This window comes from Brevibacterium linens, from assembly GCF_003999335.1.
GTDB classification, from domain to species: Bacteria; Actinomycetota; Actinomycetes; order Actinomycetales; family Brevibacteriaceae; genus Brevibacterium; species Brevibacterium linens.
The window spans coordinates 550,245-567,768 of sequence record NZ_CP026734.1 but is presented as its reverse complement, the minus strand read 5'-3'; the positions used below and the strand labels follow the sequence as shown (position 1 = coordinate 567,768).

Below are 17,524 nucleotides of genomic sequence, written 5' to 3'. Positions count from 1 at the left end.
GGAGATCGGACACGTTTCCGCCGACGCCTGGAGAAAGAGGAATAGATGAGTGTGCTCTATCTGGTACGGCACGGACAGGCTTCGTTCGGCACCGATGACTATGATCGACTGTCCGACCTCGGCAAGGAGCAGAGCCGCATCACCGGTCGCTTCCTCGCCTCACAAGGGCTCGAACCCGATCGCATCATCCACGGTGAGATGCTGCGGCAGCGCCAGACAGCCGAAGGCCTCCTCGCAGGACTCGGCCGCGATGTGGACGCCCACGTCGACGCTGGCTGGAACGAATATGCCGCTTGGGAACTCACCGGCGTACTCACGGATCTCGACCCGCGCGCTCAGCACGATTCGAAGATCTTCCAGGGCGAACTCGAACGCGGTGCCGCCCGGTGGGCCTCGGGTGAACACGACGAGGACTACACGGAGACCTACAACCAGTTCACGTCACGCGTCGAACGCGCTCTCGCTGATGCGGTCGCGGCCATGGAGTCAGGACAGTCAACGATCGTGGTCTCGAGCGCCGGTGCCATCGCGTGGACCGCGGCCCGACTGATCGGCGGCGGTTTCGACCAATGGATGGCCTTCAACCGAGTGACCATCAACACCGGCATCACGAAGATCATCACCGGCCGAGGCGGCACCAGCCTCATCTCGTTCAACGACCACGGCCACCAGGATCCGAAGAACGCCACCTACCGCTGAGGCGGCGAAAGCCGAACTCGCGAGTCAGCCGTGGCGACGTATGCCGAACCCGCGAGTCAGCCCTCCGTGGCAGCGGAAGCTGAACCGGCATAGGCCGAGCCCGCGAGTCAGCCGTTCCCGGTCTCGCCGGATCGCCCGTGTTCTGTCCCCGTGGGGATCCCGATCACAACCGGTTCCGCGGAACCGTAGCATCCGCCTGCGTCCGGTGCGCCTGCCGCGGGCAAGTCGACGAAACCAGGCTTGCCGGACGGAGCATCACACGAAGATCCGATGTCAGTCGAACACACGCCGGTCTCCGGCAGGACGAGCTCGACTCGGTCTGCAGCTTCCAGGTCCCCTGCGATCGCTGCGACGACGGAACGGACCTGCTCATAGCCGGTGTACATGAGGAACGTCGGGGCTCGCCCGTAGGACTTCATACCCACGATGTAGAAATCCGGCTCCGGATGCCCCAGCGCCCGGGCACCATGCGGAGGAACCGTTCCGCAGCTGTGATATTCGGGATCGATGAGCGGCCCCAACTGCTGCGGGGCTTCGACAACCGGGTCGAGGTCCAGCCGGATCTCGCGCAGGAATCCCAGGTCGGGACGGAAGCCGGGGGCCGGGACGACCCGATCGGCGTGGAGCGTCACCGACTCACCACCAGTCTCGGCAGCCACGGTGCCACCACCGTCGGCGGCGAACCCGGTGATCGTCGTGGAGGCATGCACCTCGATGGCCCCGTCTTCGACAAGACAGCGGAGCCGCGCGCCCAGGGCTCCGCGAGCCGGCAGACCGTCCTGGTCCTCCCCGCCGTAGACGGATGCCGGGTCTGCGCGCCTGAGTACCCAGCCGATTCGCGTGCCCGGCACTTCCGCACGCAGCTCTGCCAGAGCCAAGAGCGTGTTCGCCGCCGAGTGCCCTCCGCCGACGACCAGAGTCCGCCTTCCGGCGAACTGCTCACGGTCACGGCCGGTCACATCGGGCAGAGGCGAAGTGATGAACCCGCTGCGACGAGCCTCGACTTCGCCGGGCGCCGCGAGCCCGGACTGCCCGATCGGGTTCGGACTCCCCCATGTCCCCGAAGCGTCGACGACCGCCCTGACCTGGAAGTCCGCCGTAGTTCCATCGGAGTTCTGCGTGCGAACAAGGAAAGGAGTCGACTCACGCTGCGCGGTGCCCGTCCGGTCCAGTCCGACCCGGCTCACTGCCACAACCCGGGTATCGGTGAGGATGGATTCTCGGAGTTCAACTGTCTCGGCCAGCGGATTGAGATAGTCCCGGATGAGCTCGTCACCGGTGGGCAGGTGCTCGCCGTCGGGCTCCTGCCAACCGGTGGGCGCCAGCAGGCCGCAGGCCGCGACGTCGATGTTGTACTTCCACGGTGAGAACAACCCGATATGACCCCACTCGGCCACTGCCGCCGCGACGGAGGATCCCACCTCGAAGACGAGCGGTCGGATCCCACGTCGGACCAACTGGGCCGCGGCCGCGAGGCCGACGGGACCGGAACCGATCACGGCGACCGGCAGATCTGCGAGCGCGATATCAGTCATTGGCAGCCGCCTCGGCGATGGGGGTCGACGTGATCGTCGGCTCTGTGGATTTCGTCCCTGCGTCGGGGGCGAGATCGACGATGAGGGCTTCAACTCGGGTCCGGATCTCATCACGGATTCGGCGCACCGATTCCAGGCTCTGACCTGCGGGATCGTCGAGAACCCAGTCTTCGTATCGTTTGCCGGGGAAGATCGGGCACGCATCGCCGCAGCCCATCGTGATCACGACGTCCGAGGTGCGCACGGTATCTGCGTCGAGCAGAGTGGGGCTGTTGCGGGTGATGTCGATGCCGAGCTCCCGCATGGCATCGATGGCGACGGGGTTGATCGTCTCGGCCGGTGCGCTGCCGGCGGACCGCACTTCGACTGATCCCCCGGCCAGTCCGCGGAGGAATCCGGCCGCCATCTGGGATCTGCCGGCGTTGTGCACACAGACGAAGAGGACACTCGGCTTAGGCGCTGGTGTGGGACTCATGCTCGATTCGCTCCTTGAACAGAGTTTGAGGGGAAGAAACGGGGTCGCGCCCAGAGCGCGACGTAGACGAGGGCGACGAGGATGGGCACCTCGATGAGCGGGCCGACGACTCCGGCGAGCGCCTGCCCCGAGGCGACGCCGTACGTCCCGATCGCCACTGCGATGGCGAGTTCGAAGTTGTTGCCAGCAGCGGTGAATGCCAGGGTCGTCGTCTTCTCATAGCCCAGGTTCAAGGCCTTGCCGATGACCATCCCGACAGCGAAGACGACGACGAAGTAGACGAGCAGAGGCAGGGCGATGCGGGCGACGTTGCCCGGGTGAGAGGTGATCTCGTCGCCCTGGAAGGCGAAGAGCACGACGATGGTGAACAGCAGTCCGTACAGCGCCCACGGCCCGACCGTGGGGAGGAATCGATCTTCGTACCACTGACGTCCCTTCGCCTTCTCCCCCACCGTCCGTGTGAGGAAGCCGGCAAGAAGCGGGATTCCGAGGAAGACGAGGACGCTCGCGGTGATCGCCCAGAAGGAGAACTCGCTGCTGGTCGTCGGCAGCCCCAGCAGATTCGGCAGCCACTGCAGATAGAACCACCCGAGGAGACCGAATGCGAGAACCTGGAACACGGAGTTGATGGCCACGAGCACGACGGCGGCCTCGCGGTCGCCACACGCCAGGTCGTTCCAGATGAGGACCATGGCGATGCACCTGGCCAGCCCGACGATGATCAGCCCGGTGCGGTATTCGGGCAGGTCGGGAAGGAAGAGCCAGGCGAGCGCGAACATGAACGCCGGAGCGGCCAACCAGTTGATGACCAAGGAGGTGATCATGAGCTTCTTGTCGGCCAGCACGTGTCCGGTCTCGTTGTACCGGACCTTGGCGAGCACGGGAAACATCATCACCAGGAGGCCGATGGCGATCGGCAGGGAGACGTCGGCGACCCTGACCGAGTCCAGAGCCTCGGCGAGACCGGGCACGAGCCTGCCCAACACCAGCCCCAAGGCCATGGCACCGATGATCCACAGCGGCAGGAATCGGTCCAGCATCGACATCCTCGCCGCCACCGGCGATTCAGTGTTGGCAGTCGCCGTGGAATGCATGGTCCCCCTCGAGGTGCGAATCGTGCCGGCACCATCGTCATGTGTCGGCACATTGAAGTTCATCGATACGATAGGACCACAAGACATCGACAAATGTCAATGTATGGGCATAATGGAAGAGTGACCACACAACCCGCGCCCCCTCCGACCGATACGGACGTCTGCTGCCCGTCGCTGACCGTCTCGCTGTTGAGTCTCGACGACGCCCAGGATTTCGCGCGCATCCTCAAAGCAGTGGCCGATCCGACCCGGCTGCGGCTGGTCTCCCTCGTCGCCGCGCACGAGCAGCAGGAAGCGTGCGTCTGCGATCTCACCGAACCCGTCGGTCTCGGCCAGCCGACCGTCTCGCACCATCTGAAGATCCTCGTCGATGCCGGGGTCCTGCACCGTGAGAAGCGCGGAGTCTGGTCGTACTATTCGCTCGAGGCCACCACTTTGAACCGCCTGTCGGAATTCCTCTCCCCCACCTCGACCGCGCACGGGTAGGGTTCTTTCGCCGAGGCGACCTGGCCCTACTGCTGCCGGTGGACGTGCGCCACCGCCTCGGCGCGACTGCGCACGCCGAGCTTGCGGTACAGCGCGGACAACCGGTTCTTCAACGTCCCGGACACCACTCCGAACTCGCGGGCGATCTGCGCGATCGACTTCGATGAGTCGATCGCGAACAGCAGCGACTGCTCGGCCGGGGTGAGATCGGTCTGGAAGTCCGGCGCCACCGGTGAGGTCTCCGGCAGCTCGAGCAGTCGCTGCTGCAGAACGTCTGCTGTGATGTCCGCCGAATGGAACGACCTGGCCACGGCTTCCCACTCGGCGAAATCGGCCGATGCGGGAATGAGTGCCTCGCGAGCTGCCTTCGACAGCTGCGCCACGGCGAACACCGAAGCCGCGATCGCGCAGTAGTCGAGCATGTGCACAAAGGTCTCCAACGCCTGGTCGGCCTGTCCTTCATGGTGGAGGATGTCGGCGCGCAAGGCCATGGCACAGCTCTTGAGCCTGGGCCCCTGATCACTGCTGAGCGCCTGCCCGGTCGCCGTCCACAGGCGATCATGCTGCCCGAAGACGAGCGCCTGTCGAGCCTTGACGATCGAATCACCGGGATTCGCCGAACTCATGCGATCGCTCATGTCCTGCAGCGTCTTCGTCTCCCCCGCCGCAGCGAGCACGAACCCGACGACGTTGACGATTCCGGAGAATCGAGCACTCGCGCCGTCGGCCCCCGTCGGCCGGATCTGCACCGTCGAGCTCTCCGTCACGAGCTTCGCAGCAATCGACGCCCACCCGCGGTACACGTAGTACAGCGCCTTGGCACAGTCCGGCATCGGCCCCAGAGATTGAGTCGGCTTCGCCTGGTCCAGGGCACCGAGGATGTCCTCCGCCGCGTTGAGGTCGAGCCGGTCGAGGCTGCGCATCAGCTCAATGCTCAGCGCTGTCCGCTCGTCCGGCAGCGTGTCCATCCCGAATCGGCGAGCGTTCTCTCGCGCCCGCTCAAGGCAGCGGTCCATTTCCGATCCGTGCCCGTGCCCCAGCCCGGCCAACGCGGATTCGACCAGTCCCGCCAGCAGGGGATGCGGCGAGTTCGGAGTATAGATCCCCGCGAAGTGCACGACGCTCTGCAGTACCGGTGTCGCCTCGGTGAAGCGACCGGCCGCAACGAGGTTCCGTCCGCGTTCCAGATTGAGCTCGGCCTGCAGCATCAGTGTGGGTCCCGGTTCCCCGTCACCGAGGCTGAGCATGCGTTTCCGTCCGACGTCGATGACGTCGAGCGCCGCATCGTACTTCCGGTTCAACCGGTGGCGGCGCGCCTCCAGCATGGTCAGCACGGCCACCTCGTCGCCGGAGAGGGGGAGGCTCGGATCGGTCAGCCGGCCGTGCAGCTCCGGCACTACGATGCTGTCGAAGTCGGTCGCCGACATCAGCTGCCATGGGTCATCGGTACCGAGCACGTGCCGGGTCGAATCGATGCGTCGAGCCGCGCTGCGAGCCAGGGTGAGGATCGGGTTCTTCGCGATCACTGCCTCGGGGACACTGAGAAGGGCCTCGATCGAAGTCGGCACATCGATGAAGACGTTGACCGACCGTCGTGCCCACCCGCGCTCGAGGATCTTCCAGTCCCTGATCTCCAGGACGAGGTCGAGCAGCTCGGGCAGTCCTTCACGGCGGTCCGCGCGCTGGCGGCCGATCACGTCGGCGACGGCCATGCCGAGAGCTTCGCGCGGAGTCCTCTTCGCGATGCCATCATCGACGGCGGTGATGCGTCGCATGAGTATGCGGATGAAGGTGGGAACGGTGAAGACCTCGTCGCCGGGGGCAACAGCGAGCAGCCCTGCCGAGGTCAGCAGCGGAGTGAGGTCATCGGGGGTGGAATCGTTCGCGACTTTCCCTGCGGCGTAGGCGGCGTGGACAAGGTCGACCATGCTCGAGGTGATCGTCGGCGTCCAGGCGAAGAGCGCGAGCAGGTAGAGTGCTGCGGATTCACGGGAGGAGTCGGCGAGAGTCGGATTCAACGACGGGGACAGCATGGCGACGGTCCGGTCTGGGGCGGTGTCACCGGCAGGCAGTCCCGCTTCGACTCGGGCCTGAACAAGTGAGGCGGCGATGCGGACACGTCCGCCGCTGGCGCGGAAGATCCGCTCGAGGTCGGAATCGGAGAGGGTGCCGTACGGCTCGAGCGCCGATGCGAAGTCATTCGCCGAGGCGGCTCGCGGTCCGAATTGCGCGTCGAAGACCGACGGGGATCCGTCGGAGTTCGACGGGCGGTTCACATTTTCGGCTCGCTTGATCTGTTGAGGTGGCACGGATGGGGAACCTTCTTTTCGGCTCGACTCACGCCGAGGCGCAGCCGGGGAAGCTGCTGAGTAGTGAGGGGTGCGTTCACGAGTATGACAGACAACTGCGAGTCAACAACGTTCCCGAACCTGACCATCTTCTTGGAACCGTCCATCCCCTGTTTGCTCCCCCGATCAACCGCCCCGCCGAAGCGGAGGACTCCGACAAGTAGATTTGTTATCCAATCGAGACAACACCTGGTGTACTTGGTTGAAATTTTAACTTAAAGTTGAACGTGCAACTATCCCCTCTCTCTGAATATCCGGAAGTGATAATGACACAGCAACCTCCAGTGCCGGTCGACAACTCGAACCAGTGGACCCCCGCTCAGCCGTCATTCGGGCAGAATCAGCCCCTCGTCGGGCAGAAGTCGTTCCTCGCTACGTGGCTGCTGTCGTGGCTGCTCGGCGGACTCGGCGTCGACCGTTTCTACCTGGGCAAGATCGGCACCGGCATCCTCAAACTCATCACCATCGGCGGTTTCGGTATCTGGTACCTCGTCGATTTGATCATCACCCTTGTGGGTAAGCAGAAGGACAAGCAGGGCCTGCGCCTTCAGGGCTACGACCAGCACAAGAAGGTCGCCTGGATCGTCACCGGCATTTTCATCGTCCTCGGCCTCATCTTCGGCGGAGTCTCTGTGGGCTCGGCATCGAATGCCACCGACGACAATGCGCCGATCGTCTCCGACGAGGAAGCTCCTGCCGAGGAAGCTCCCGCAGCCGAAGCGGTCGAAGAACCCGTCGACGCAGAACCTGCCGTCGAGGAGGAACCTGCTGAGGAACCGGCCGAAGAGCCGGCGGAAGAGCCGGCGGAAGAGCCGGCCGCTGAGGAACCTGTCGAGGAAGAACCCGTCGCCGAGGAGCCCGCGGCACCGGCGGAAGAAGATGACTCGAACGTTCCGGCTGAGTACCGGTCCGCGCTGACACAGGCCGAGACCTACTCGGACATGATGCACATGAGCAAGAAGGGCATCTTTGATCAGCTGACAAGCGAGTACGGTGGCCAGTTCTCCGACGACGCGGCCCAATACGCTGTCGACAACGTTCAGGCCGACTGGAAGGAGAACGCATTGGAGTCGGCGCGAACCTACCAGAATGATATGGCGATGTCACCGAACGCGATCCACGATCAGCTCACCAGCGAGTACGGCGGCCAGTTCACCCAAGCTGAAGCAGACTACGCGATCGAGAACCTCAACAACTGACGACGGTCGACAACTGACGAACGTCAGCGAACAGCTCCAAGGCGGGCGAAGGAATCTCTTCCTTCGCCCGCCTTCGTTCGCTGAGCTCGCATAAATACACCGGCCCCTCACACCCACCGATACTCGTACTCGGGCCGCCCCGGAGTCCCGTGCCGGGGCTGCTTGATCGCCTGCTTCGTCGCAGCGAGATGCTCCAGGTACCGGCGGACGGTGACCCGGGACAGGTCGAGCCGACGCCCCACCTCGGTGGCCGAGACCGGAACCGGAGAGTCCCGGACGAACGCAGACACGGCATCCAAGGTCTCGGCGATGAGCCCCTTGGGCAGAGTCGTCGACGACACAGACCGCAGGGCCGAGAGCGCATTGTCCACCGAGGCCTGAGTCGCCAAGGACCCCGACCCGGTGAGCCCACGCCGGAACTCCCGCTGGTTCTCCAACTTCTCCCTGAACGCCGCGAAGGTGAAGGGTTTGATGAGGTATTGGGTGATGCCCGACGAGATCGCCGACCGGATGACCTGCAGGTGCCGCACCGCGGTGATCGCGATGGTGTCGACGTCCTGACCGCGCGAGTTCAGGCGCCCGGCGACTTCGAGACCGTGCGAATCCGTGAGATTCATATCGAGGAGGACGATGTCGACCGGGGTGCCGGCCGCAGCGAGTTCGTCGAAGCGCTCGATCGCCTCGTGTCCGCCCAGGCACGTTGCGACGACGTCGAAACCGGGCACCCGAGCCACGAAATCCGCGTGCGCCTGCGCCGTCATCGGGTCGTCTTCGACGATGAGGACACGCAGCGCGGCATCATCGCTCACGTGAGTCTCCTTCCGCCTGTTGCTGACTCAGGCCCTCGTGCTGACTCAGATCCGCCTCATCCGTGGTGGGGTCCTGCGCAGAATCGTAGTCGCCTACAGCAGCCGTGTCCCCCAGCGGGAGCGTGACCGTGAAGATCGCCCCGCCATCGGAATCGACGTCGATATGCCCGCCGAGGCGGCTCACCGCCTGCCGAACCAGGACGAGCCCGAATCCGTGTCGTCCCACTCCCCCGGGCTCGGGTTTCGCCGAGGCACCGAGGTGGAAGAGCGCGTCGATGTCTTCGCCCGCGACCCCGGCGCCGGAGTCGGCGATGGTGATGATGAGCTCCCCGTCGGCGGCGACGAAGTCCGCCCATACGTGCTTCTCGTCCGTGTCAGCGACGGCGTCGAAGGCATTGTCGAGAAGATTGCCGGCGACGGTGACGAGGTCGCGGGCGTCGAGTCGTTCGGGCGGGAGTTCGCCGATGGCGGTGACGGTGAGTTCGATGCCGCGTTCATTGGCCTGAGCGGCCTTGCCGATCATGAGCGCGGTGATAAATGGTTCGTCGAGGGAGGCGACGAAGGAATCCGTCAGCCGCTGCGACTCCTGCTCATCCTTGACCGCGAAGTCGAGTGCCTCCTGCACCCGTCCGAGTTCGATGAGCGTGGAGACCGTGTGCAGCCGGTTGGCATGCTCATGAGTCTGGGCACGCAAGGCCTCGGACAGCGTCGTCATCGTCGCCAGCTCGCCGGTGAGCTCCTGGATGTCGGTGCGATCGCGCAGGGTTGCGACCGTTCCGCCTTCATCGCGCCCGCGCGGCTGTCGAGCCTGTTTCTGACTGATGACGAGGACACGATCCGCGGTGAAGTGGATTTCGTCGACGGCGACCCGACCGGTCGAAAGAAGGTCACGGACGGACTCGGGCAGGGCCACCTCGGCGAGGGAGATCGGCGTCGATTCCTCCACCGTGGGCAGGCCGAGCAGGGACGCGGCCTCATCGTTGTAGAGGACGAGCCGTCCGGAATCGTCGGCGAGGATGAGGCCTTCGCGCAGGGAATGCAGGGCCGAATCGTAGAACGCGAACAGCCAGCGCAGCTCCTCGGGACCGTAGCCGAGGGTGACTCGGCGCAGGTAGCGGGCGAGCAGCCAGGAGCCGAGCCCACCGAGGGCGAGCGCGGCGAGGCCGACGAGGATGATCTGCGGCAGGGAGGCCGCCTGCGCCACGGACAGGGTCTCCAGGGTCACGCCCACGGCGACCATGGCGGTGACCTCGCCGTCGGCGTCGGTGATCGGCACGATCGCGCGCACCGATGGTCCGAGCGTGCCTACGTATTCCTCGGTCTCGGTCTGTCCGGCGCGGGCTTTCGCGGTGCTGCCGATGTACTTCTTGCCCAGCTGTTCGGGGTCGGGGTGGGTGTAGCGCGTGCCGTCGCGGTCCATGATCGTCACGAAATCCACCTCGGCGAAATCAATGACGGTCAGCGCGTAGGACTGCAGTCGGGCGGAGGGATTGTCCCCGGTCACAGACTCGGTGACATAGGGATCGTGGGCGAGCGTCTCGGCGATGGACAGGACCCGCTCTCCGGCGGCCTCGCGGATGTTGTTGAGCGTCGTCACGTAGCTCGTCACCGACAGCGCGGTGCAGACGAGGACGATGAGGACGAGTTGGACGAGGAAGAGTCGCCTCGCCAGGGTGCCGCCTCGGCGAGCCCGGAATCGTTCCCGGCCCCGCCATGGAGGGGCCGGGAGGGACGCCATTACTTCTTAACGCTCTTCTTTTTCTTCTTGCTGCCGCCGGAGATGAGGAGGGCCAGGCCGATGGCGGCCAGCCAGGTGTCCTTGGCGACGGCGGTGCCGTCCTCGGACGGGCGGATGCCGTCGTCCTTGGTCATCGAGTCGATGGAGAAGTAGTTCGCGACGAGGCCTGCGGCGAAGGTCGTCAGTGCGGCACCGGCGATGCGGGTGGGCACGAACGGCAGCAGCAGGGCGGAGCCGACGGCGATCTCACCGTAGGACAGGAACTTCCCGAATTGGGCGGGGGTCATGTTCTCGACCATGGGCACACCGTTGGCGGCCATCTGCTGGAGTCCGGCCGAGGATTCCTCGTCGAGACCGAGCTTGCCGATGCCCGAGTTGAGGATGAATGCGCCGGGAACTGCGCGCAAAAGTGCGGTGCTGAGTTTCATATCCTGCTCCTTTGTAATCGGATCGTCACTGAGCCAAGACTATCCGTGAGGGCGCAGGCACGCCACAGCTCAAGGGCTCTCGGACCCATCTGCCGAGATTCTCAGCCCTGCGTGCTGGTGCGGATCCGCTCGATGAGATCGTCGAGGGCATCATCGAACTCGCGCTGACCATGGTCTTCCATGAGCAGGTCCTGCAATCGCCGCACCGTGGGGTACTCGCTGAGGTCGTCGCCGGCGGAGGACTCCTCCTCATCTCCGAGGACCTCCGGGGTCAGGGAGGCCGCTTGGAGCAGAAGCGCGCCGACGAGGAAGCTCGTGAAGGCCTTGTATGCCGCCACCGCCTCGGCGTCGGCAAATCCGAAGCGCTGCAGCGAGGACAGGAAGTCCTCGACCCAGCGCACGCTTCGCAGCGGCGGACGGAGCCAGGGCGCCTGAGGCGGCTGCGTGGCGATGAGAGGGAAGATCCGCGGATGCTTGAGGGCCAGATTCCGCGTGGCATTGGCGACACGCTGCAGATACTCCTCCCACGAATGGGAGTCCTCTGTCATGAGATCGTCGTCGAAGAGGCCGTCGATGAGCTCGTCGACCATGGCCTCGAGGAGGTCCCCCCGCCCCGAAACATGCCGATACAGTGCCATCGCCTCTACGTCCAAGGCCGTTCCGAGGCGACGCATCGTGAGCTCGCTGAGACCGCAGGCATCGACGAAGGCGATCGCCGACTCGACGACCTGTGCACGATCAAGTCGCTGCTGAACCACGCGCACTCCCCTTTCCTCGTCGGAGATGCCGCAGACCGGGCGGCTTTCACCGCCAGTCTACTCGCTTGCTTCAACGCGTCGAGAGATCCCCTGATAACGCGATTACACCGTAAACTCCTCATGGATGACCAAGCTATCACCCTCCATCGACCACCCGACTCGCCAGATCTATTGCACAGCGAAAACGCGGTCTGCTAGGTTGATTACGCCGTAAACATGAATAGCGCTCGTCAGAGCAGTACGTCCACACCGATCTCTACGAAAGGACGAATCATGAATTCCCACGACAAGACCGACAAGACCTCAGACAAAGCAGAGGAGCTCAAAGGCAAGGTGAAGGCCGCCGCCGGCAACGCCACCGATGACAAGAGCCTCGAGGCCGAGGGCAAGACCGACGCGGCCAAAGGCAAGATCAAGCAGGTCGGCGACGATGCCAAAGATTCGCTGAAGGGCGTCAGAGACTCACTCAAGGACTCACCGGAGAACTGAGGGACGCGGCTGGAGGGCGGAGGCACTGTCCGCCTCCGCCCTTCGGCCATGCTTTCAGATCCTATGCCCCAGAAGTCGACGTGCCGGCACGATCCGGCCCGGCGGCACGAGAAGAAGAGACGATGATGGGAACTGACCGCCATGCTTTCGTCGTGGTGGCCAATCGCCTCCCCGTCGACCGCATCGACGGGACGTGGGAGGCCTCGCCCGGCGGGCTGGTCTCAGCCGTGGCTCCCGTGGTGCGTGAGCACGCCGGAGCCTGGGTCGGCTGGGCGGGCACGCACGACGACAGCCTGGAGCCCTTCGATGTCGATGGGATGAGCCTTGTCCCCGTGCCTCTCAGCCACGACGAACATCAGCAGTACTATGAGGGATTCTGCAACGCCACCCTGTGGCCGCTGCACCACGACCTCATCGTCGCGCCGCAGTACCACCGCTCGTGGTGGCGGGCCTATCGGGCAGTCAACGCCCGATTCGCACAGGCCGCGATCGCGACAGCCGAGATCGGGGCGACGATCTGGGTACATGACTACCACCTCCAGCTCGTGCCGGCGATGATCCGAGCCCAACGACCGGACCTCAGGATCGGATACTTCTGCCACATCCCGTTCCCTCCCGTCGAGCAGATGGCCCAGCTGCCCTGGCGCGACGAGATCCTGCGCGGCCTGCTCGGAGCCGATGTCATCGGTCTCCAGCGAGAGGCCGATGCCGCGAAAGTCCGCCAGGCCATGCAGAAGCTGTTGGGCATAGACCCCGAGGAACTTCGCGGCCGCGTCGGCTCGTACCCGATCTCGATCGACGTCGAGGAGATCCGAGCCGCGGCCGAATCCCCGGCCGTACAGGAGATGGCCCGCTGCTTCCGCCGTGATCTGGGCGATCCCACCACCCTCATGATCGGGGTCGATCGCCTCGACTATTCGAAGGGGATCCTGCACCGGCTGTGGTCCTTCGAGGAGCTGATCGATGACGGACTGCTCGATGCGCGGGGAACCTGTCTCGCACAGATCGCAGTCCCGTCCCGCGAAGGCGTGCGCACCTACCAAGACCTGCGCGACGAGGTCGAACATACGGTCGGGCGCATCAACGGGAGATTCTCCACTCTCGGCCGCGATGTCATCCACTACTCCCACCACTCGTATTCGACAGAGGAAGCCGTCGCCCTGTACCTGGCCGCCGACATCCTGCTCGTCACCTCTTTGCGGGACGGGATGAACCTCGTGGCCAAGGAATTCGCCACTGCCCGCCGAGGCAGGGGCGGTGCACTCGTCCTCTCCGAATTCGCCGGGGCCGCCGAAGAACTCGACCAAGCCATCGTCGTCAATCCCCACGACCGGGCCGCCCTGAAGGCGACCATCCATCACGCGACCACGCTCAGCGAAGACGAGGCCCGGAGGCGCATGGATGCGATGGCCGACACCGTCGCCGCCTTCGACGTCCGCCACTGGGCGCAAGCTTTCCTCCACGACCTACGAGACCCAGCATCCGCGGCGGCTCTGTCGCCCAGCGACTGGTGACACCGCCGATTCTGACCGACCCACCCCAGGAGACCACTATGTACACGATGCTCAACAACCAGGAATCCTCGAAGTACGACCTCTACCTTCCCGGCAAGCTCGTCGCCGCGCTGCATTACAAACTCGAGCCCGACGCCAATGAGGTCATGTTCATCTACTGTGAGGCGATCGAGCCCACACAGGCCGACCGCCACCGGTGGGAGCTCATGCGACGGGCCGTCGAAGACGCGAAGGGCCGACGCCTCAAGCTCACCATCACCTGCCCCATCGGTCTCAAGGCCCTCGAACGGCAGGAACCGCCTGTCGATGTCGGTCCCCGGCAGGCAGAGGGCCCACGGGCCTGACCCTACCCCGGCCGGTTCCTCCCCGGCCTGCTCCTCCCAGGCCGACCCTCCCCGGCCGAGCCCCCGCCTCGGCGGGCGCCTCGTTCCTCCTGTGAACACTATGAACGCAACCGAGACACCCGTCACACTTCGCTGGCACAGTTGTCGGGTACATCACCACCGCGGCCAATCGTCGCGTGCGATCCCACCCACCGACGGGTGAGGTCGCGAACATCATCTGGAGGAAACATGGCAACGTCGCCACGACAGCAAGGCGGATCCTTCGACAAGGAGATCGCCGCCGCAGCAAACGCTCCCGAACCGGGCGCCCCGCAGCGGAAGAAGGATCGCACTCACTGGCTCTACATCATGGTCATCGTGGCCGTGTTCGCCGGTGCCGCCATCGGGCTCATCGCCCCCGAGGCGGGAATCGCACTCGAACCGCTGGGCAAGGCGTTCGTCGCGCTCATCAAGATGATCATCGCCCCGGTCATCTTCTGCACCATCGTCCTCGGCGTCGGCTCCGTGGCGAAGGCGGCCACCGTCGGCAAGGTCGGCGGACTGGCCCTCATCTACTTCCTGGTCATGGCGACCTTCGCCCTGGTCATCGGCCTCGTCGTCGGCAACTTCATCCACCCCGGCGATGGATTCCACCTCCAGCCGTACGAAGAGGCCTCCGGCGGTGAGGAGACCGGAATGGTCGCCTTCCTCATGAGCCTCATCCCCGGTGACATCCCGGTGCTGCCGACCCTCGTGCTCGCACTCCTCGTCGGATTCGCGCTGCAGTCGATGGGCAAGGCCGGCGAGCCCGTGCTCACCGGAATCAAGCACATCCAGGCCGTGGTCTTCAAGCTCATGATGATGATCATGTGGGCCGCTCCCGTCGGCGCCTTCGGTGCGATCGCTGCGGTCGTCGGCAAGACCGGCTGGGCCGCAATCGGAGCGATGGCGACCCTCATGGGCGCCTTCTACCTCACCTGTGCGCTGTTCATCGTCATCGTCCTCGGCGGTCTGCTCAAGATCGTCACCGGGCTCAACATCTTCCTGCTGCTGAAGTACCTGGCCCGTGAGTTCCTGCTCATCTTCTCCACCTCGTCGTCCGAGTCGGCTCTGCCGCGCCTCATCGCGAAGATGGAGCATGCCGGAGTCTCGAAGCCGGTCGTGGGCATCACGGTGCCCACTGGCTACTCGTTCAACCTCGACGGCACCGCCATCTACCTGACCATGGCTTCGCTGTTCGTGTCCTCGGCCATGGGCATGCCGATGTCGATCCCCGAGCAGATCTCGCTGCTCGTGTTCATGATCATCGCGTCCAAGGGTGCCGCCGGAGTCACCGGTGCGGGCCTGGCCACCCTGGCCGCGGGTCTGCAGTCGCACCGCCCTGAGCTGCTCGACGGCATGGGCGTCATCGTCGGCATCGACAAGTTCATGTCCGAGTGCCGTGCACTGACGAACTTCACCGGCAACGCCGTCGCCACCCTGCTCATCGGCAAGTGGACGAACGAGATCGACCTCGACGTCGCCCGCGCCACCCTGTCGGGTCAGAACCCGTTCGACGAACTCTCGCTCGAACCGGATGCACACGGTGCGTCGACCAGCACCGAGGCGGCTCGCCCCGCCGAAGGCGAAAAGGTCGCCGTAAGCTGACCTCCGGTCGCTCCCGCTCGACCACCACGGGTGCCGATGTCCTCATCGTGAGGACGTCGGCACCCGTGGTGTTTCGTCTGCCCTCGCCGAGGCGGGGCGCCTAAGTCGAGAACCCCTCCCAATCACTGAGCGACGGGGACTGATGCAAGGAGAGGTGACAATTAGGGTGTCACGCTGCGACTGCAGGTGACTCAATAATTGCTTCGTACTCAACAGGTGTCAAACGACCCAACCGAGCTTGCCGTCGACGCCGATGATACGTCCGCTCAACCCACGTCACGATCGCGATCCTCAACTGATCCCTGGAGGCCCACCGGCGACGGTCGAGAACGTTCTTCTGCAACAGTGCGAAGAACGACTCCATCGCGGCGTTATCGCCGGCAGCACCGACCCTGCCCATGGACCCGGCAATGCCGTGGCGGGCCAGAGCCCGAGTGAACTTCTTCGACCTGAATTGACTGCCGCGATCGCTATGCGTCACGCATCCAGCGACGTCACCGCCGCGACGGATCACGGCCATCTCGAGGGCATCGACAGCCAAACGCGCCTTCATCCTCGAGCCGATCGAGTAGCCAACGATGCGCGCCGAGCAGGCGTCCTTGATTGCGCACAAGTACAGCTTGCCCTCATCGGTGTGGTGCTCCGAGTAGGGTCGGACCGGGGCGCTCTGCCAGCCTCACGACTGGTAAGTTTCCCCGGCCCGCCCTCCGAACCGGACGTGCCCATTCCTGAGCATCCAGCTCTCCATGCCAATCAAGCCGCAGCACTGTCCCATGGCGTGGGAATACGAGTTCCCCGGAACCGATAGCGAGTCACTGGAACCCGACAGGCCCGGAAGAACTCGACTCCTTCCGTCCGTATCTCCCATCCAGGGAGGAAACGACGCACCACAGTATGCTTATTCAGCTTGGGGTGACGCTTATTCAACCAATTGACGATCCGCCAGAACGCGTAATGGTCAACGTAACTGAATGTCGCTTTCGACACCTGGTTCGATCTTCTCCCACTGCTCATCAGTGAAGACTCGGTGTCGTTGCTGTGTAGTCACGTCTCCACCGTGCCAGTCCTGGAATGGTCAATAAAGGAGACACGCCCTAGTTCATGTCCGAGTGCCGCACGCTGACGAACTTCACCGGCAACGCCGTGGCCACCCTGCTCATCGGCAAGTGGACGAACGAAATCGACCTCGACGTCGCCCGCGCCACCCTGTCGGGCCAGAACCGGTTCGACGAGCTCGCACTCGAACCGGATGTCCACGGCACGTCGACCAGTACCGATGCGGCCCGCCCCGCTGACGGCGACAAGGTCGCCGTGATCTGACGGTCGGTCGCTCCCGCACTACAACCACTACGGGTGCCGATGTCCTCATCGTGTGGGCCTCGGACCCGTGCTCACACGAACGGTGGTTCCCGCATGTTCGGCCGGCCTTCCGACACGAAGCCGATCGAGCTCGGTCATGAGGCGAGCGCCGATGGTCGTTGGCCTCTCTATATGTTCGCTGATTCCGCCGACCCTCAGTCCCAGGATTCGCCCATCGCCGAACTCTGCCGCTTCCTCGCCGAGGATCCGAACTCCCTGGTACTCCGCCACACTCCGGCAGGAGCCGACCTGGGTGCCGACTTCGAGGTGCGCGCCGCCTTCCAGCAGGGACACCGACATCTTCACCCACCGCGACATCGACCGCGACCGCGGCGCAATCGTCGTCATCCGCCCCCCGACCAGTACGTCGCGAATGTGCTGCCGGTCGCCGCCTATGCACGGCTGGCCGAGTTCTCACGACGATTATGCTCCCTCAGCGCTGAGCTCGCCCCGGCGACATCGCGTTCACCGTCACCGAGGTACGGGTGCTGGCACTCCCTTGGGGGGTGCCCCTATGTTTTAAGTCAAGGGGCAACGACTAGTTTCTTCAAGAATATTCGGTAGGAGTCGAAAGGCAGGGATGATCGGTCTGGGAACCAGCTCCCGGACTGATCTGGTACTCC

At 64.6% G+C, this 17,524-nt stretch carries 19 protein-coding genes and 1 pseudogene; 10 read left to right on the top strand and 10 right to left on the bottom strand.

Translation table 11 applies throughout. The features are described from left to right. Nucleotides 1–45: 45 nt before the first annotated feature. Nucleotides 46–699, top strand: coding sequence for a histidine phosphatase family protein (locus tag CXR29_RS02320; protein WP_101595915.1), 654 nt, complete (start codon nt 46–48; stop codon nt 697–699). Between the two features lie 107 nt (nt 700–806). On the opposite strand, the gene CXR29_RS02315 is transcribed toward CXR29_RS02320, so the two are convergent. Genes CXR29_RS02315 through arsB form a run of 3 tightly spaced genes read right to left on the bottom strand, consistent with a single transcriptional unit; the run spans nt 807 to nt 3,803 of the window. After that, nucleotides 807–2,234, bottom strand: coding sequence for an NAD(P)-binding domain-containing protein (locus CXR29_RS02315; RefSeq protein ID WP_127363776.1), 1,428 nt, complete (start codon nt 2,232–2,234; stop codon nt 807–809). Continuing rightward, a complete protein-coding gene (locus tag CXR29_RS02310) occupies nt 2,227–2,709 on the bottom strand; it encodes an arsenate reductase ArsC (protein ID WP_127363775.1) in 483 nt (160 codons plus the stop codon). The genes CXR29_RS02315 and CXR29_RS02310 overlap by 8 nt, the downstream gene beginning before the upstream one ends. Next, nucleotides 2,706–3,803, bottom strand: a complete 1,098-nt coding sequence (arsB, locus tag CXR29_RS02305) for an ACR3 family arsenite efflux transporter (protein ID WP_127363774.1) — start codon at nt 3,801–3,803, stop codon at nt 2,706–2,708. Before arsB ends, CXR29_RS02310 begins: the two co-directional genes overlap by 4 nt. A 99-nt stretch (nt 3,804–3,902) precedes the next feature. Between arsB and CXR29_RS02300 the strand changes: the two genes are divergently transcribed. Continuing rightward, the gene (locus tag CXR29_RS02300; RefSeq protein ID WP_127363773.1) at nt 3,903–4,289 is read left to right on the top strand and encodes an ArsR/SmtB family transcription factor; all 387 of its coding nucleotides are present in this window, start codon (nt 3,903–3,905) and stop codon (nt 4,287–4,289) included. Between the two features lie 26 nt (nt 4,290–4,315). On the opposite strand, the gene CXR29_RS17440 is transcribed toward CXR29_RS02300, so the two are convergent. Next, nucleotides 4,316–6,598 carry a helix-turn-helix transcriptional regulator gene (locus tag CXR29_RS17440; RefSeq protein WP_206516250.1) on the bottom strand — a complete coding sequence of 761 codons (2,283 nt, stop codon included), beginning with the start codon at nt 6,596–6,598 and terminating at the stop codon, nt 4,316–4,318. A 2-nt stretch (nt 6,599–6,600) separates the two neighbouring features. Between CXR29_RS17440 and CXR29_RS02290 the strand changes: the two genes are divergently transcribed. Next, nucleotides 6,601–6,801 (top strand): hypothetical protein, encoded by a 201-nt coding sequence (locus tag CXR29_RS02290; RefSeq protein ID WP_101554985.1) that lies wholly within the window; start codon nt 6,601–6,603, stop codon nt 6,799–6,801. Between the two features lie 120 nt (nt 6,802–6,921). Beyond that, nucleotides 6,922–7,836: an Ltp family lipoprotein gene (locus CXR29_RS02285; RefSeq protein ID WP_241241555.1), complete on the top strand. Its 915-nt coding sequence runs from the start codon at nt 6,922–6,924 to the stop codon at nt 7,834–7,836. Between the two features lie 107 nt (nt 7,837–7,943). On the opposite strand, the gene CXR29_RS02280 is transcribed toward CXR29_RS02285, so the two are convergent. The 4 genes from CXR29_RS02280 to CXR29_RS02265 all read right to left on the bottom strand — a co-directional run bounded on the left by CXR29_RS02280 (nt 7,944) and on the right by CXR29_RS02265 (nt 11,569). After that, nucleotides 7,944–8,645: a response regulator gene (locus tag CXR29_RS02280; RefSeq protein WP_127363772.1), complete on the bottom strand. Its 702-nt coding sequence runs from the start codon at nt 8,643–8,645 to the stop codon at nt 7,944–7,946. Next, complete coding sequence (locus CXR29_RS02275) at nt 8,635–10,383, bottom strand: sensor histidine kinase (RefSeq protein WP_127363771.1); 1,749 nt, start codon at nt 10,381–10,383, stop codon at nt 8,635–8,637. The genes CXR29_RS02280 and CXR29_RS02275 overlap by 11 nt, the downstream gene beginning before the upstream one ends. After that, nucleotides 10,383–10,811 carry a hypothetical protein gene (locus tag CXR29_RS02270; RefSeq protein WP_101554988.1) on the bottom strand — a complete coding sequence of 143 codons (429 nt, stop codon included), beginning with the start codon at nt 10,809–10,811 and terminating at the stop codon, nt 10,383–10,385. The genes CXR29_RS02275 and CXR29_RS02270 overlap by 1 nt, the downstream gene beginning before the upstream one ends. Before the next feature lie 101 nt (nt 10,812–10,912). Beyond that, nucleotides 10,913–11,569: a TetR/AcrR family transcriptional regulator C-terminal domain-containing protein gene (locus CXR29_RS02265; protein ID WP_101554989.1), complete on the bottom strand. Its 657-nt coding sequence runs from the start codon at nt 11,567–11,569 to the stop codon at nt 10,913–10,915. Nucleotides 11,570–11,842: 273 nt separating this feature from the next. Here CXR29_RS02265 and CXR29_RS02260 point away from each other — a divergent pair, with 273 nt between their 5' ends. From CXR29_RS02260 to CXR29_RS02245, 4 genes are all read left to right on the top strand, one after another. After that, the gene (locus CXR29_RS02260; protein WP_127363770.1) at nt 11,843–12,058 is read left to right on the top strand and encodes a CsbD family protein; all 216 of its coding nucleotides are present in this window, start codon (nt 11,843–11,845) and stop codon (nt 12,056–12,058) included. Between the two features lie 122 nt (nt 12,059–12,180). Then, nucleotides 12,181–13,572 carry an alpha,alpha-trehalose-phosphate synthase (UDP-forming) gene (locus tag CXR29_RS02255; protein WP_241241553.1) on the top strand — a complete coding sequence of 464 codons (1,392 nt, stop codon included), beginning with the start codon at nt 12,181–12,183 and terminating at the stop codon, nt 13,570–13,572. A gap of 38 nt (nt 13,573–13,610) precedes the next feature. Beyond that, the gene (locus CXR29_RS02250; protein ID WP_101554992.1) at nt 13,611–13,916 is read left to right on the top strand and encodes a hypothetical protein; all 306 of its coding nucleotides are present in this window, start codon (nt 13,611–13,613) and stop codon (nt 13,914–13,916) included. Nucleotides 13,917–14,144: 228 nt separating this feature from the next. Then, on the top strand, nt 14,145–15,542 hold the full coding sequence (locus tag CXR29_RS02245) for a cation:dicarboxylate symporter family transporter (RefSeq protein ID WP_420897586.1): 1,398 nt from the start codon (nt 14,145–14,147) through the stop codon (nt 15,540–15,542). Between the two features lie 169 nt (nt 15,543–15,711). Here the strand turns inward: CXR29_RS02245 and CXR29_RS02240 are convergent. Together CXR29_RS02240 and CXR29_RS02235 are read right to left on the bottom strand one after the other, a co-directional pair. Beyond that, nucleotides 15,712–16,188, bottom strand: a pseudogene (locus CXR29_RS02240) (IS3 family transposase); the annotation flags it as partial. Nucleotides 16,189–16,295: 107 nt separating this feature from the next. Beyond that, nucleotides 16,296–16,556, bottom strand: a complete 261-nt coding sequence (locus CXR29_RS02235; RefSeq protein ID WP_101554993.1) for a group II intron maturase-specific domain-containing protein — start codon at nt 16,554–16,556, stop codon at nt 16,296–16,298. A gap of 87 nt (nt 16,557–16,643) precedes the next feature. On the opposite strand from CXR29_RS02235, the gene CXR29_RS02230 reads away from it, so the two are divergent. After that, nucleotides 16,644–16,862 carry a hypothetical protein gene (locus tag CXR29_RS02230; RefSeq protein ID WP_373270464.1) on the top strand — a complete coding sequence of 73 codons (219 nt, stop codon included), beginning with the start codon at nt 16,644–16,646 and terminating at the stop codon, nt 16,860–16,862. A 39-nt stretch (nt 16,863–16,901) separates the two neighbouring features. Continuing rightward, complete coding sequence (locus CXR29_RS17980) at nt 16,902–17,465, top strand: hypothetical protein (protein WP_420897595.1); 564 nt, start codon at nt 16,902–16,904, stop codon at nt 17,463–17,465. Nucleotides 17,466–17,524: the final 59 nt, after the last annotated feature.